This window comes from Candidimonas sp. SYP-B2681 (assembly GCF_003971065.1).
Taxonomy (GTDB): Bacteria; Pseudomonadota; Gammaproteobacteria; order Burkholderiales; family Burkholderiaceae_B; genus Pollutimonas.
Genome location: NZ_RYDV01000001.1, coordinates 757,358 through 772,878, shown reverse-complemented (window position 1 = coordinate 772,878; position 15,521 = coordinate 757,358). Strand labels below are relative to the sequence as shown.

Genomic DNA, 15,521 nt, shown 5'->3' with positions numbered 1-15,521 from the left:
TCTTATACCGGGCGCTCACGTTTGAAGTGGCGTGGGAAACCCCGATAATAACTTTGGAGATGCTTCATGGCCGTTCAGAAATTGCCGCCGCGGGACAAACTCAACGTCTGTTTTGCCCACCCGTCCTATCGGCTGCTGGAACGCTTCTCGTTGCGCGAAACAAGGATGCATGCCTTTGAGGTGCGTTCGCATGATGAACTGGAAGCGGTCATAGGCGAGGTCGATGTGTTGCTGATCTCGGGCATGCTCTGGCGCAAAGAGTATTTAGAACTGGCCGACCGGCTATTCTTTCTGCAGTCGATCAGCGCGGGGATGGATCAATACGACAAAGCCGCGTTCAACCTTCGCGACATAACGCTGACCAGCGCCCAAGGCACAAATGCAAATTCTGTGGCCGAACATGCGTTGGCATTGATGTTGGCAATGAATCGCAAACTTCATCTTGCACGCGACAATCAGCGCGCTCGGCATTGGCGTGATCCTATATCCCCCTTAACTCTGCGCGAAAACGAATTAAGAGGCAAGACGGTGCTTATTGTCGGCTTCGGTCGTATAGGCCAGCGTGTAGCTTCGCTTGCGAAGGCGTTCGACATGTCTGTAATTGCCATCAAGCGCGATCTGACGCGGGGTACGCAAATGGCCGATGAGGTGCTGACACAAGATTGCATAGAGGAGGCCGCCGCTAGGGCCGATTTCATCGTCCTCACCTGTCCGCTGACTCCCGAGACGGAGAACCTTATCGACGAGCGCGTACTGCGGTCCATGCGTAGCAGCGCCTTCTTGATCAACGTGGCGCGTGGCAAGGTGGTGCATGAGCCTGCTTTGCTGGAGGCTCTGCGCGACGGACGCATCGCGGGTGCCGCAGTAGACTGTGTATGGGATGAACCCTTATCCGCCGTTAGCCCGATGTGGGAGATGGACAACCTCCTGATCACTCCACACGTGGGGGGTGAGACCGCCCGCTTTGAGGACGCATTGCTTGACTTGTTTATAGAGAACCTTGATCGGATTTACGAGGAGCGTGAGGATCTCATCAATTTGGTGTGTTGATTCGCCGGTCATGACGTGTCCCGCCCGCCGCGTGGCCAGCCAAGGGACGCATGGTCGTCATTAGGGCTTATGGCGGACCGAGGAAGGTATCAGTATCGCCGGTAGGGGCAAGTATGCCGATCGCATCTTTGTGTTTAACTGGGCGTGCTTATTCTCGTCCTGATGGCACTTCGAGCGCTTTTGCGCGTGCTGAATCCAGTGTCCCTGGACATGCCGGATACGCCAGTGTGGGAGCGCTGGATTGCTATCGCTACGCACAGGGCCTTTTATTTCATTTTGTTAGTTGGGCCCTTTCTTGGTTGGGCATCGGCTTCAGCGCACAAACTCCCCGTAAATGTATTTGGCCTATTTGTTTTGCCCAATATCGCAAAGCCCAAGGCCAGTTGGGCGCTTGTTGCAGGAGATGTTCATAGCCTGTTCATGTGGACTCTACTTGCCCTCATCGGGCTACACGTGGCGGCGCGTTTTATCATTACTTCTTACTGCACGATCACATACTGCAGCGCATGTTGCCTGCACGAGGCGAGTAAAAGGGTGATTGAACTCTAGAGCGCGAACGGTAGACAATCGGATATCGGAAAGCCGAGAGAAGGCTTGAGAAAGTGAATTAAGCAAAATGCTTATCTGGATATTAGATACCCAGATAAGCCTGCCGCACGTTAGGATCATCGATCAACGCCTTGGCGAGCCCACTTTGCACGATATGTCCGGTTTCCATGACGTATCCGCGGTCCGCCACCGACAACGCGAGATGGATGTCCTGCTCCACCAAGAGCACGGTCATGCCTTCGCGTTGAATATTGACCAGAATCTCGACTAACTGTTCTACGATGACCGGAGCCAGTCCAAGACTCATTTCATCGACCATCAACAGGACAGGTGCAGCCATCAGCGCGCGGGCCATCGCACAGAGCTGCTGCTCGCCACCCGACATACTGCCTGCCAATTGACGCCGCCGCTCGGAAAGTCGCGGAAACAGAGCATAGGTTTTCTCAAGGTCGCGCGCTACGGCGCCCTTGTCGCGGCGACGATAAGCGCCCATTAGCAAATTGTCTTGTACTGTCATGCGGTCGAAGAGTTGCCGCCCCTCGGGGATCTGTACCATGCCAAGGCTAAAGGCCTCATCAGAGGTGGCGCCAGATAGTTGATCGCCATTCAGGATAATGCTGCCCGAGCAGGGCAGAACACGAGACAGGGCGCGCAGCAACGTCGTTTTACCGGCACCGTTACTGCCGACCAGCGCGACGATCTCGGCGCGATAAATCTCCAGACTGATATTGCTCAGCACAGGCAGCTGCCCATAGCCTGCAGTCAGGTTCTGGACCTCTAATAAAGGAAGTGGCGTTGTTGTATCGTTCATGCGCGCTTCTTTCCCAGATAAGCCTGGATCACAGCCGGATCAGACAATACCGTGTCGGGTGTTCCCTCTGCGATTTTTTCTCCATGATGCAGCACGAGCAGGCGATCCGACAGGCTTTTGATCGCTTTAATAACATGTTCAATGACCAAAATGCTAATGCCCTGGTCCCGCACCTTGCGGATAATGTCAATCAACTCATCAATCTCCACCAAATTCAAACCCGACATGACCTCGTCGCATAATAGAACCTTGGGTTGCATGGCCAGGGCCTTGGCAAATTCCAGGCGCTTTCGTCCAGGGCCGCCCAGCGCATCGGCACGTTGATCGACAGCCTTACCCAGCCCGACAAATTCAAGGCAAGCCCGGGCCTGTTCCCGGGCCACAGGCAATTTCGTATGCTGGCCACCGTGTCCAAAAAGGGCGCCCACCGCGACGTTATCCAGCACTGACAGACCCGGAAAGGGGCGCATGATCTGAAATGTGCGGCCAATACCCAGGCGGGCGCGACGGTAGGCGGCCACCGACGTGATGTCCTTATCCTGGAACCAGATCGCTCCGGAGCTTGGGTCCAGTGTGCCGCTGATCAAACTGACCAGCGTTGTTTTGCCAGCACCGTTCGGCCCGATCAATCCCAGGATTTCTCCCGGCGTGAGCACGAAACTGACGTCGTTGACGGCGATCAGGCCGGCAAACCGGCGTGTGACATGACGTACCTCGAGGATAGCGCTCATAAGCGATGGGTCCGTACGTTTTCAATAAAATAACGCCAGCCCGTCTTGTGAAAACGATGAAATATATCGGCCAATCCACGTGGCATGAACACTACCGCGGCGACAATCACCACGCCAAAGAACAGGCCCGCGATGCTGGTAACTTCACTGGACAGAATTTCAGAAATGCCTGACAAGGCAAATGCGCCCACGACAGGGCCGAAGATAGTTCCCGCTCCGCCAAACACGGCCATAATGATCATCTTCACATTAAGGCTGATGTCAAACGCGCTTCCGGGGTCCAGAAAGGTGATCCAGTAAGTATGGATGCCTCCGGCCAGTGCGGTAAAGAGTGCGGAAAGCACAAACGCCAGCACCTTATACAGCGTCGTGTTGACGCCCATGACCGCTGCCGCTTCTTCGTTTTCACGAATGGCGATCAAACCGAAACCCAGGCGGCTACGCGTCAACCAGGCTATCGTCAGAGTGGCCAGCACCAACAAGCCCAACGACAATTCATAAAACAAAGGGTCATTATTGAGCGGCGGCAGCACCAGACCAATGTTGCGACCAGCCAGCTCTACATTAGAGACGATGGCTGTCATGACCTGTGCCAGCGCCAGGGTGGCGATGGCGAAATAGTGTCCCCTTAGTCGCAGCACGGGCAACCCAAGCAGCACTGCAAAAGTCACTGCCATGACAGCGCCAAAGGCTAAACCGACGCCAAAAGGCAACTGCCACTGCACCATTGCGATGCCCACACCATAGCTTCCGAGGCCATAGAATACTGAATTACCAAACGATGCATAACCGGTGTAACCACCGATGATATTCCAGCCCTGAGCCAGCACAGCCAGCAGCAGGGCGTTGATGCCGAACTGAATCAGCACGTCGGAAGCAAACCACGGCACACCAGCCAGTACGGCGAGCAAGACGAGCAACCCGGCAATGCGCAAGACCTTCATGTCGTTTTCCCAAGCAAGCCGCTAGGGCGCACGATAAGCACCAATACCAAGATACCGAAGCTGGCCACATCGGAAAAGGTCGGGCCAACATACAGGGCAGTCAAAGATTCCACTATGCCCAGAAACAAGCCGCCCACAATCACGCCCAGCGGGTTTTCAAGGCCGCCAATAATGGCGATGGCAAAACATTTTGCGGTGAGCGTGGCACCGATATAGGGATTGATCTGTGACACGGTGCCATATAATCCGCCAGCCGCGCCTGCCAACGCCAGGCCCAGTCCGAATGTCATGGCATACAGATGACGCGGCTCGACCCCATACAGGCGTGCAGCAACCAGATTTTGCGCCGTGGCGCGAATGGCCCGGCCAAGTCGGCTATGCAGCAAGAAAAGCCACATTCCAACTGTAAGTGCCACGGCTACGGCAAAGGCGGCGAGCCGAACGATAGGCAAAGTTACGGGCCCCAGTGTGAAATTGGTGCCCGCATAAACCGGATTAATGGTGCGAAAATCGGCTGAAAATATAAGCTGCGCCAGATAAGTCAACACCACTTCCAAGCCGAAAGTGATGAGCAGCGTATTGAACATGGGCGCACGCACAATCAAATTCAGCAGCCCGCGCTGTATTGCATAGCCCAGTGCGAACATCATCGCGGCCGTGACCGGCAAACCAAGAAAAGGGTCGATACCGACATTCATATACAACAGCCACGACACATAAGCACCGACCATGATGAACGCGCCGTGGGCCAGGTTCACAATATTCAGCACGCCCCACACCAGTGCGAGGCCCAGCGCCATCACGGCATACAGTCCACCCAAAAGTATGCCGTTAACCAGTATTTGTGCGAGCAAGTCCACGGATTCTTCTCCATGAAAATAGGTAGCGGCTAGTGGCGTGCGCTCCAGGCAGGCATGGGGTATTTAGGTTGGTTGATCAAGCCTTTGGCGCCATAGATTTCCACAAGCTTATCGCCCTGAACCTGCACCACAACCTGCGGAAGATTTATTTGCCCGTTCTTGGAGAAGGCGACAGGCCCGTAGAGCGTGTCGAGCTTGATCTTTGTCAACTCATCGCGCACCTTCTGTGGGTCGGTGGATCCGACGTTCTCCATGGCCTGTACCAGCACCTCGACATCGGCTACACCCGACGCAGCATGGTAATCAGGGTTATAGCCGTACTTTGCCTTGTATTCTGTCGCAAACTTCTGGGCGTCGCCGAACCAGCGATCCTTAAGTTCAGGCGAAGGCAACCAGGGCGTCATACCAAATGCATAATCGGCATCCCTGCCCAATGCCTTGCGAAAGTCCTCGCTGGGCACACCCACGGTAAAGGAATACAGCTTGGGCGCAACCGCCAGGCTCTTGGCCTGCCGCACGAAGTTCAAGATCTCGGTTTCATGCCCGGCCACCAGTACAACGTCAATCTGCTTGCTTTTGATTTGTGAGAGCAGGGTGTTGAAGTCGCTGTTATTGGTGCTGTAGCGCTCGTCCATCGCAATGTCCAAGCCTGCCTCTTTCAGCATGGGGCGCGTACCCTGTGCCACCGACACGTCGAACGCGTCGTCGGCGTATAGCAAGGCGACGGTTTTTGCCGCTGGCTTGAGCTCTTTAAGCATGTCGATGGTACTGCCAAAGTAGTTGCTGGCAGGCGCCAGGGTTCCAAATATATATTTGAAGTTACGCGCAAAAATTTGATCGGACGCGCCGCCGCCCTGAACCATGGGCACCTTGTATTTTTCAGATACGGCAGAGTCGGCAAGGGCAAAATTGCTGGCAAATGGGCCGAGCAATAAATTGACTTTGTCTTGGGAAACTAATTGAGTGTATTGCCGCACGCTAAGATTAACGTCCGACTGGTTGTCATAAAGCTTGAGAGCCAACTTATGAGTCTGGTCTCCGATTTTTACGCCTCCGGCGGCGTTTATTTTATCGACCGCTATCTGGTAGGCGTCACGGTAGTATCGTCCGGTGTTGGCCACCGGCCCGGTCAACTGTATTGATGCGCCCAACACAATGTCTTGGGCATGTACAGCCCCGATCGGCAAGGCGGTAAAAAGAGCAAGCATCAGGCTGGATAGAAGCAGGGATGTGTTCCGTAACATAACGTCGTCTCCTAAAAGAACTCCCTCTATTACCCAAAGTCTCCCTGCAGCAATGATAGTCTTTTATAGCGTGTCCGCCCTCCGGTAGATAGACTAAACAAAATCAGGTTCAACTCCCTCGAAGAAAGCGAGCCGACTCATTAACCATGGTCCGACGATCCTGGTGTCAGCGCGCCATGGCGGCGTTCAAAATGTTATGGCTGCTGACTGGGCATGCGCACTGGATTTTTCGCCTCCGAAGCTTACAGTCGTGCTGGACAAAGCAGCTCAGACTTGCGGGCCGGTCGAACAAACCGGCACCTTTGTCCTTCAGGTGCCGACTGTGGCCCAACTGACCCTGACGCACCAGGCAGGCACCCGAAGCTTGTCCCGCGAAACGAATTCGAATGTCGCTAGTGCTGCCGAAGGCCAAGAGGCGTATGTGCTACGAAAAGAAAAGGAGAGTCCAGACTGGTCGCGCGAATTTAATCTTGAGCGCACAAGAATGGGTGTTGAGGCAAAGATGCGCTCTGGGATGCGAAGCCTATAGTGTCCGGCACAGAAAACTGCCGGTTGCGATTGACAGGGTCTACGATGCTGTCATGAACTGCGAAGCCTATATTTAAGGTCATAAAATAAAACACGCAGCCGCCTTCCATGTCGATTTTCGCAACGGGGTAGCCAACGTTAAACAAATCGGGCACATCTTTGTAGCCGGGATCTGCAAAATAGCCGCCGGTGACCTGCGCTCCACATTCAAGCAAGTGACCCGCCATCACGGCAGGTCCCAGACGCGCCCAATCGTCGTCGCGCCATCCGTAATGTGCCATGGCGGGCCCGACTGTGAGAGACGGATCAGCTACGCGACCCGTGACGACCACTTGCGCGCCATCACGCAACGCGGTGACGATGCCCTCAGCGCCTTGATACGCATTGGCGCTCACGATCTCGCCGATCACGGGATCGAATGGGGATTCGATGGCTGCGTTCTCTTTGAGCGCCCGGTCTAGCGCCGCGCGACACGATGCGCCGGACACATCGTCTCCTGTCACTACCGCGATTCGCGGTACGGGTACACCTTCCTCTTGGGCAATTTTCGTATCAGTAAGCCCGCAGCGCGCGGATTCGCTGCGCCGAAATTGCCCACGATGCGTATCCCATGCTTTAAGCAATTAGCCAGCACCGGGCGCAGCATCTGGTCAAGGAGCGGTTCGTACCCCGCATCTGGGCTTTCGCGCCTGGCTAATTGTGCAAACGCCAGCGTGCGTTCCGCGAGGGATTCGAAAATCAGAAAGGCAGGCCCGCCGTGTTCGATCATAGTGTCGACGACGGGTGTCGCGGCATCCAGTCGATCTCCCGAAAACCCGGCCGCACAGCCTACCAACAACCGTTCTGGTTGGAGGCGGGTCAGTGTCTTGGGCACCATTTCACCAAACCCCGGGGGCTAGACAAGTGAGGCAGAGGCTGCCAACCCGAGGATGGTGAGAGGGATGCAAACGCGCCGAGGGCTACCTGGGCTTGCTGCCCTGTATGGTGATGCGGTGCATTTCCCGCCGTTCGCCCGGGTAATCGTTGATCGCGTAGTGCATGGTGCTGCGATTGTCCCAAAAAGCGATCGAGCCTTTCTTCCAGCGGAACCGGCAGGTGTTTTCGGGTTTGGCGGTATGCTCGTAGAGATAATTTAGCAAGGGAAGGGTTTCTTCACGCGACATCCCCTCAAACGCAAGGGTGAAGGGACGATTGACGAACAGGCCTTTGCGTCCCGTCTCTTCGTGCGTGCGCACGACTGGGTGCACAACATGGTTAACGCTGACGGTTTCCAGCAATTTGGTGGATCGTCCCGCGTTGCGCGCGGCGATGTTGCCAGTCAGATACTCGTTCGTATGGATCGCCTGCATGCCTTCAAGCATCTCCTTCATGCTGTCCGACAGCGTGTCATAGGCGCGGTGAAGATTGCACCACAAGGTGTCTCCACCGGTCGAGGGGACTTGCCTAGCATACAGCACCGAGCCCAGCGGCGGGGTTTCCTGATAGGTTTCGTCTGTATGCCACGTGTCTCCAATAATCCCGGTGTCCGTGGGCTCCTTGATGACAGGCATTATTTGTGGATGTGACTCCAGCGTCTTGTATACCGGACTTGTGCTGATTTCGCCAAACTGACGTACGAATGCGATGTGCTCTTCCTTCGTTAATTCCTGGTCGCGAAAGAAAATGACACAATGATCCAGCAGGCACTGACGAACGTCAGCAAGGGTAGCGGCAGATAGGGGTTTGGACACGTCTATACCCGAAATTTCCGCGCCAATGGTTCCGGTCAGCTTTCTTATTTCCATGACGTTACGTTGCAGAAAAGAAATAGGGCTTAGTATCTCTTCCAGTATCTTTCCATTTCAACAATCAGAAAAGAAGCCGTCCAGGTACAGTTTATTGGCAGCAGTCGCTCTGGTTATGGCAGTTCTGGCAGAGGAAGTAGGCATGGCGACAACTCGCTGTTCAGCGGGAAGGTTAGTGCGGAGCTTCAGTAGATGCCTCAGTTTTTGCGAATAGCTATCTGTCAGCGATATCGCCACAATCTCGGTATGGATGCTGCGGCAGAGCGGAGGAGCTCTCGAGTGGTATTTGCAAACAAGCGATTGAGGCGGTAGTTCGCGGATTATTTAGTAACGAATCATCGCCATACGTCCGATTTAGTGCTCAAAGCAGTGCATAAAATCGTAAATGAGGCGCTGATACGCTGATGATAGACTAACGGCAGGGTCTGCTTTTGGTGGTGGGGGAGTTCCGATACCGATGGTCACTGGCGCTGGAGCTTAGCCAAACCGATCACGCCGAGATAGCGTAGGCGCATTTTTCGTGCTTTCCCAAGGTACGTCCAGGTAATAAAGGATATCAACACGGGCGTCACGGTGATAACTGGAAGGAGTGGCAACGATGCTTAAGAGAAACATTGTTGTTACGACGTTTTGCGCGGTGACATTCGGCACGATGGTCGGTGCAGGCAATGCGCAAGTCGATTCAAAAAAAGCGCTGACTATCGGCATCATCGAGTCGATCTCGGGAGCGGGAGCCGCCTATGGGGAAGGGCATCACAAGGGAACACAGCTGGCACGTGAAGAAATCAATAAGGCCGGCGGGTTCGATGGCAAGCCAATCGTGTTTTATACCGAAGACGATCGCACCGACCCTGTTGTGGGAATTGATGCCGTCAAGAAGCTGGTTACACAGCGCAAGGTAGATGTCATCGTAGGGTCGAACGCCAGCGCGGTTACGCTCGCTCTTTCAAAGGAAAGTGAAAAACTCAAGGTCCCTGTGGTAATAGGCCAGGCAGGGTCGCCAACTATTACGGAGCAAGGCTACAAATATACCTGGCGTATCAATCTCACCGACGCGCAGCTTGATACGAAGATCATTGAATACTACCTGACCGTATTGGGTATGAAAAAAATCGCTTTTCTGGTTGAGAATTCCGATTACGGCAGACTGCCAACAAAAGCCGCGGCTGAAAAAATCAAAGAGCTTGGCGGGTCAGTTACGGCTTATGAAGAATATAACGTTGATGAAACGGACTTTGAGGCACAGCTGGCCAACATCAAGAAGTCGGAGCCCGACGTGATCTTTGTACACGGTCATTACCCAGAAGGCTCGATTATTGCGCGTCAATTGAAAGAGCTCGGCATCAAAGCGCAGCTTATTGTAAACGCCGGCCAAGGCGTGAAAAAGTTTACGGAGCTCGCCGGAGATGCTTCCGAAGGGACCGTATTTCCGACCATGTGGAGGCCAGGCTTGGCCGAGGACCGTCCCAGGAAATTTGAATCTACGTTCGAGGCCAAATATGGCGCGGAGCCCGGTCAAAACGAGGCAGGCGCTTACGAGGCGGTTTATACCGTCGTTGAAGCAGCCAAGTTGGGGGGCGGCACGAGTTCCACACAGATTCAGGAGGGTCTGAAGAGGTTGAGGGGTTTCAAGACCATGCTAGGCCCGATTAACTTCGATTCCAAAAATCAGAATAATGGCGGCGTCCGGCTTGGGACTTTTTCCGGCGGAAAAATCGTCCTACTGAAGTGACTTTCTTCGAAATGACAATATTAAAAAACATACTCGCCGGCGGTTTGTTGCACACGACTACTCCGTCGGCGCGCAGCTGTTTGGTGCGTATCCACGCCACCATTGCGTCACCAGTTTGCTCGTTGGTTTCAAATAGCACAGGATCGCCGATGTTTAATGTGACAGCGCCTGGCGCCCGGTGCGTCTCGCGGTGGTGGCTACTTTGGCGCTATATAACAGCATGCGCCGCGTCTCGGTCAGGGTTGGTTAGCCCAAGCAGGGCAGCTAAAACTTTAAATTATTGCTCTGTCATAACTTTACTGGCTTACTCGCATCGGCCAGCTGACAATCACTATGGTAGATAAGGGATAGGCGACTTGCGCTAAAAAACGCTGGACATTAACGGTTACCTCCTCCCGGTTTTTGGGACGTTGCAGTAGTGATAGCTAAAGATGTGGCGTACAAATACATTAAGGACTTAATTTCACAAGGCTTGAACGACGAGGTGTTTCCTGCGCAAGTGGCCACTCTTGAGATCACATCCGACGATTTTAAGTGGGGCGACGGCTCGAAAATGTCACCGGAGACAACGATCGAGTTTCGTGGACATGATGGCGTGTATTACCTCGTCTACTACTGGGAGATAAAAACCGTAGAAGGGGCAAGGACGGGGCCCAATATTAATGTCGATATCAACCGCACCACCCTCGGTGGAGTGGTTCAACCGTAGAAGGTGTGGGGTCCTGGCGTTAACTCTGCACTACAGGCTGTACGTTCCTCGTACTCGGTGCGAAGAGCGTACAACGTTGAGTGATCTGTTCGGTGGCGAGCTCCGCCTTCGCTCCTAAAACACGAACGGTGCTTCGGCGTACCTTGCTTATGAAGCCACGAACGTCCTGATGTGATGAGCAGCGCCATTCCCAATCGATAAGAAATGAACGACATGCTCTCCGATCAATTCTCCAACGCACTCATTTCCATGACCGGCCGGCGCTCATGCCAGATCGTGGCTTCTTGATACGCCTGGCCAATCCGCAAAACACCTATCTCATCAAATCGACGCCCGACAATCTGTAGCGAAGTCGGCAAACCCTGATCATCCATACCGTTGGGAACAGAAAGCGCGGGCAAATCCAGGAAATTGGCGAAGCGCGAGTAATGCGAGGGCGCCATTTTTTGGTCCACATCCTCCAATCGCAATGCGGTCCCGGGGGTCGATGGCAATAGCAATGCATCGTAGCCTTGCATTGCTTGATCAAACTGCGCAATCATTTCGCGTCGTCGCTGCAAGGCAGAAATGTAGGTCTTGGCTGGCATGTCTTTGCCTGCCATGACTCGGAACCGCACATCCGCGTCCAATAGCTGGCTATCATCCTGCACCAGATCACCCAATTGGGCGTACCCTTCGGAGATCATGATGATTCCGTTTAGCTGAGCCACCTCCGCCAACGGAAAAGGCAACGCCAGCGTATGGATTTCCGCCCCCATGCGTTCCAGCTCTTGCAAGGCGCTGTCATACGCCGCCAGTGTATGCTTGCACGCGATGGCTCGTTCGCTCTCCGGCATGAGCACCAGTTTCCTGCCTTTAATCCCCCCGCCCAGACTATTAGGCCAATGCGGTTGGGGTAAGCCAAGCGTGCGCTCATCCAAGCTGTCCTCGCCTGCCAGCGCCCGATACAGTAACGCCGTATCCGCTACGTTATAGGCCAGAATTCCGGGTGTATCCAAGGTTGTGCTGAGAGGCAAAACACCATAATTGCTGATGCGTCCCGCTGTCGTCTTCAAACCGGTCAGGCCACACCATGATGCTGGCGTACGAATGGATCCACCGGTATCCGTGCCAATTGCCCAGGGCGCCAACGATGCTGCGACGGCAACCGCCGATCCACTGCTTGAACCACCAGGCGTACGTGCTGTTGCCATGTCCCACGGATTCCATGGCGTACCGAAGTGTTGGTTCGTACCCCAGCCCCCGAACGCGAATTCAACCGTATGGGTTTTACCCAGAATGATGGCGCCCGCCGCAACCAGACGGCGCACGATCGTGGCGGTGCAAGTAGACTTCCGCTTCGCCCATACGGCTGAGCCTGCGGTGACAACGCGGCCCTCCATCTCAAGCAAATCTTTTATGGCAATGGGCACGCCGTGCAATGGGCCGAGATAATAGCCGGCACGAATCGCATTTTCCGCCGCCTGTGCCGCCAGTCTGGCATGCTCTCCATATACCTCGATGAATGCGTGTAGCTTCCCATCCATTTGCTCGATACGAGCAAGATAGGTTTCCATCACATCCCCCGGCGAGAGCTCCCGACTGGAAACGGCTTGAGAGATGGTGTGCACCGACCAGCGGGTTGGATCAAGATTCAACATAGCAGGATCACCCACCGATTAAAGTTCGTTCTTGGACAGGTCCCACAGCAGACGGTACAGTCCCTGCGAAACGATGATTTCGTCCTGCAATCCTGCTTGCGCCAACAGGTTCTGCAGCCCTTGCTGCGCGACTTCCAATTGGGTGGCATCCAAAATGACGAACCAATCCGTGACAGACGCTACCTCAGCATCGGTCATCAAGGGCCGAGACAATTCGGGATCACCCTCGAGTATGTGGGCAGAAATTAGCTCCGCCGCCACCGCATCGCGCATAATAGGCACCAAGACCTCACGCAATGATTCCTGTTGCTCGACACTGCTGGGGCGTAGATGCAGGCTTGCCACATAGCCACCTCGACCCTGCCCAATACTGGTCGACACTCGTGCTAAGGCGCGTGTGCCGTTTAGGAATTTGGGAATATGATGAACCGAGCGCGGTGTTTGACTCTGCAACACGCGCTTGTACTCCTCACTGTCGAGCACAGCAAAGTCCCTCGTGGTGTACAGATTCAAATACTTGGCCTTGGGCGATTCAGATTCATCTACCGCTACATATCGCCTGGCTTCAAGAAAGCCCTCGATCTGCACTCGCTCTGCCAAATGCTCTTTGTCATACCAATCATTGAAGTCTGCCTCTTCGTGGGGCAATACATCCATCAATGTGATCAACATTCCGGTCCCGGAAAGCGGCATAATCCAACTCCTAAAAGTAATACAAACCAAGATGCCTTGAGGCTAAGGCACTAAACCGTAGCGGAAACCCGCTCCAGACGCGTCAGCATCGTCGGCACCATTTCCGCGAGAAAAATACTACCGTCATGCCCGACAGCCACGCCGTGCGCGACCGTACTGAACGTGCGCGCACGTCCCAATAGCAGACCATCTGCACGAAACCGTGATAACCGTGGCGTGTGATCCGTCACCAGAATAGAACCATCCTGCAATACGGCCAACGCCATCGGTTTGTGCAGGTCGCCAAGCTCTCCCAAATACCCGCCATCCGGGGTCAGGATCTGTACCCGATTATTTTCGCGGTCCACGACCAGTACGCGCTGGTCCGCGAGGACTCGCACGGCATGGGGCGTGGAAAACTGAGTCGGTCCACGCCCTGGCTCACCCAGAGTGTGCAACCAATTAAATGCCTGATCGAATCGGTGTACCTGAGAATTCCCATATCCATCGGTCACATATAGTGTGCCGTCCGGCGCAAGATGCGCAGAGGTAGGATGATTGAACGGCTTGCCCCAGGAAGGTTTGTCAGGTTGACCCAGCACGCGCTGCACCGTGCCATCGCCGTCCAGCACAAGGATCTGGTGCCCGTCCAGATCGACTACATACACCTGCCCATCATGGCCGGCCGTTGCGTAGTGGGGGCAGCGAACCCCGGGCAGCACCCATTGCGCCTGCAGCTCCCCTTGCGGAGAAAAGACAAGAATATGTGGCGCCTTGCGTCGCAAAGCGCCGATACGGCCGTCAGGCAGCGTGAACACATCACATAGCCCTTCCATATTGTTTTCTGTGCTTGGCCAAGGTCGCGTTACGCGATACTGTAAATCGCCCAAGCAAACATACTGATCCAACGCTGTCTCATGCACGGTTTTTTGTCTCCTCTCAATGCGCTTGGCGTTTACCGCGCCGTTTTCATGGTTTCAGGCAGCCAGATGGCAATTTCTGGAAAAATGGTCAATAACACGATGGCGAAAATCAACAACACGAAGAAAGGCGCCACCGCTTTCGTCAGATAAACAATATCGCGGCCGGTGATGCCTTGTACAACAAACAGATTCATACCAACCGGAGGCGTCAACTGCGCAATTTCCACCAGAAGTACAAGGAAAATCCCAAACCAGATCAGGTCGATTCCTGCGGCTTCCACCATGGGTATCACCACTGCCGTACTCAATAACACCAACGATATTCCATCCAAAAAGCAGCCCAACACGAGATATAACAACGTCAAAGCAAATAAAAGGGCATACGGTGACAGCTCCATCGTCGCGATCCATTCGGCCAACGCCCGCGGAATGCCCGAGAACCCCATCGAAACGGTCAAGAACGCGGCACCGGCGATAATCAAGGCAATCATGCAGGAGGTGTGCATGGCGCCCTTCACACTTTCCAGGAAGCTCTTCCAGGTTAGGCCACCACTGAAATAAGCAATCAGCATTGATCCCACCACCCCGATGGTGGCGGCTTCCGTCGCCGTGGCAAAGCCTGCGTAAATGGAACCAATCACCCCAATAATCAATAACACAATGGGCAAGAGCAGTCGCAAACGCTTTAACGATTCACCCCATCCCAAACGAGCTTCAGCGGGAGGCATTTTATTGGCGTTCAGCATGGCCCAAACGATGATATAGCTACTGAACAGCGCGATGATCAATAAGCCTGGAAATACCCCCGCCAGAAACAATTTGCCGATGGATAAATTCACCGACACACCGTAAACGATCAAGATAATGGACGGTGGAATCAGCAACCCAAGGGTGCCGGAGGCGGCCAGCGACCCAAGGGAGATCGGCTCGTCATAGCCGCGCTTTTTCAGTTCAGGTATCGACATCTGTCCTACGGTCGCCGCTGTGGCGGCGGACGATCCGGAAACCGCAGAAAAAATGCCGCAACCCAACACGTTCACGTGCAACAAACGTCCCGGCAAACGCCCAAGCCACGGGGATAAACCGTGAAACAGGTCACTGGCAAGCCGTGTTCGAAACAGGATTTCCCCCATCCAGATAAAAAGGGGCAAGGCAGTCAATGTCCAGGTACTCAGCGCACTCCATACCGTGCTGGGCATCACGGCTTCTACGGGTGCGTTGGAGAACATCAACATGCCAATGGCAGCAATCCCCAGCAGGGACAACGCCACCCAGATACCCGACCCAAGGAACAACAGTAGCAACAAGCCAAGCAAAGGCCCGTAAATCGTAATATCCATAATG

The 15,521-nt window shown here is 54.4% G+C and carries 13 protein-coding genes and 2 pseudogenes; 4 read left to right on the top strand and 11 right to left on the bottom strand.

Features of this window, described 5'->3' with window-relative positions:
- Positions 1-66 precede the first annotated feature (66 nt).
- Complete coding sequence (locus tag EKL30_RS03700) at positions 67-1,050, top strand: D-2-hydroxyacid dehydrogenase (RefSeq protein WP_126705796.1); 984 nt, start codon at positions 67-69, stop codon at positions 1,048-1,050.
- 631 nt (positions 1,051-1,681) lie between these two features.
- Here EKL30_RS03700 and EKL30_RS03695 read toward each other — a convergent pair.
- The 5 genes from EKL30_RS03695 to EKL30_RS03675 are packed head-to-tail and all read right to left on the bottom strand — an operon-like array spanning position 1,682 to position 6,153.
- The gene (locus tag EKL30_RS03695) at positions 1,682-2,410 is read right to left on the bottom strand and encodes an ABC transporter ATP-binding protein (RefSeq protein WP_126705795.1); all 729 of its coding nucleotides are present in this window, start codon (positions 2,408-2,410) and stop codon (positions 1,682-1,684) included.
- On the bottom strand, positions 2,407-3,141 hold the full coding sequence (locus EKL30_RS03690) for an ABC transporter ATP-binding protein (protein ID WP_126705794.1): 735 nt from the start codon (positions 3,139-3,141) through the stop codon (positions 2,407-2,409). The genes EKL30_RS03695 and EKL30_RS03690 overlap by 4 nt, the downstream gene beginning before the upstream one ends.
- On the bottom strand, positions 3,138-4,085 hold the full coding sequence (locus tag EKL30_RS03685) for a branched-chain amino acid ABC transporter permease (protein WP_126705793.1): 948 nt from the start codon (positions 4,083-4,085) through the stop codon (positions 3,138-3,140). The genes EKL30_RS03690 and EKL30_RS03685 overlap by 4 nt, the downstream gene beginning before the upstream one ends.
- Positions 4,082-4,945, bottom strand: a complete 864-nt coding sequence (locus EKL30_RS03680) for a branched-chain amino acid ABC transporter permease (protein WP_126705792.1) — start codon at positions 4,943-4,945, stop codon at positions 4,082-4,084. The genes EKL30_RS03685 and EKL30_RS03680 overlap by 4 nt, the downstream gene beginning before the upstream one ends.
- Positions 4,946-4,974: 29 nt before the next feature.
- Complete coding sequence (locus tag EKL30_RS03675; protein WP_126706028.1) at positions 4,975-6,153, bottom strand: amino acid ABC transporter substrate-binding protein; 1,179 nt, start codon at positions 6,151-6,153, stop codon at positions 4,975-4,977.
- A 175-nt stretch (positions 6,154-6,328) separates the two neighbouring features.
- Between EKL30_RS03675 and EKL30_RS19085 the strand changes: the two are divergent.
- Positions 6,329-6,595, top strand: a pseudogene (locus tag EKL30_RS19085) (flavin reductase family protein); the annotation flags it as partial.
- A 217-nt stretch (positions 6,596-6,812) separates the two neighbouring features.
- Here the strand turns inward: EKL30_RS19085 and EKL30_RS03665 are convergent.
- Both EKL30_RS03665 and EKL30_RS03660 read right to left on the bottom strand, forming a co-directional pair.
- Positions 6,813-7,594, bottom strand: a pseudogene (locus EKL30_RS03665) (acyclic terpene utilization AtuA family protein); the annotation flags it as partial.
- Between the two features lie 82 nt (positions 7,595-7,676).
- Positions 7,677-8,501 carry a TauD/TfdA family dioxygenase gene (locus EKL30_RS03660; protein WP_126705791.1) on the bottom strand — a complete coding sequence of 275 codons (825 nt, stop codon included), beginning with the start codon at positions 8,499-8,501 and terminating at the stop codon, positions 7,677-7,679.
- A gap of 598 nt (positions 8,502-9,099) precedes the next feature.
- Between EKL30_RS03660 and EKL30_RS03655 the strand changes: the two genes are divergently transcribed.
- Positions 9,100-10,233 carry an ABC transporter substrate-binding protein gene (locus tag EKL30_RS03655; RefSeq protein ID WP_126705790.1) on the top strand — a complete coding sequence of 378 codons (1,134 nt, stop codon included), beginning with the start codon at positions 9,100-9,102 and terminating at the stop codon, positions 10,231-10,233.
- A 418-nt stretch (positions 10,234-10,651) separates the two neighbouring features.
- Positions 10,652-10,942, top strand: a complete 291-nt coding sequence (locus EKL30_RS03650) for a hypothetical protein (protein WP_126705789.1) — start codon at positions 10,652-10,654, stop codon at positions 10,940-10,942.
- A 224-nt stretch (positions 10,943-11,166) separates the two neighbouring features.
- Here the strand turns inward: EKL30_RS03650 and EKL30_RS03645 are convergent, their stop codons facing one another.
- The 4 genes from EKL30_RS03645 to EKL30_RS03630 all read right to left on the bottom strand — a co-directional run bounded on the left by EKL30_RS03645 (position 11,167) and on the right by EKL30_RS03630 (position 15,517).
- The gene (locus EKL30_RS03645) at positions 11,167-12,582 is read right to left on the bottom strand and encodes an amidase (protein ID WP_126705788.1); all 1,416 of its coding nucleotides are present in this window, start codon (positions 12,580-12,582) and stop codon (positions 11,167-11,169) included.
- Positions 12,583-12,600: 18 nt separating this feature from the next.
- Positions 12,601-13,275, bottom strand: a complete 675-nt coding sequence (locus tag EKL30_RS03640) for a DUF4286 family protein (RefSeq protein WP_126705787.1) — start codon at positions 13,273-13,275, stop codon at positions 12,601-12,603.
- A 50-nt stretch (positions 13,276-13,325) separates the two neighbouring features.
- A complete protein-coding gene (locus EKL30_RS03635; RefSeq protein ID WP_126705786.1) occupies positions 13,326-14,090 on the bottom strand; it encodes a peptidylglycine monooxygenase in 765 nt (254 codons plus the stop codon).
- Between the two features lie 119 nt (positions 14,091-14,209).
- Entirely contained in the window at positions 14,210-15,517 is a 1,308-nt protein-coding gene (locus EKL30_RS03630; RefSeq protein WP_126705785.1) for a TRAP transporter large permease, read from the bottom strand.
- Between the last annotated feature and the right edge of the window lie 4 nt (positions 15,518-15,521).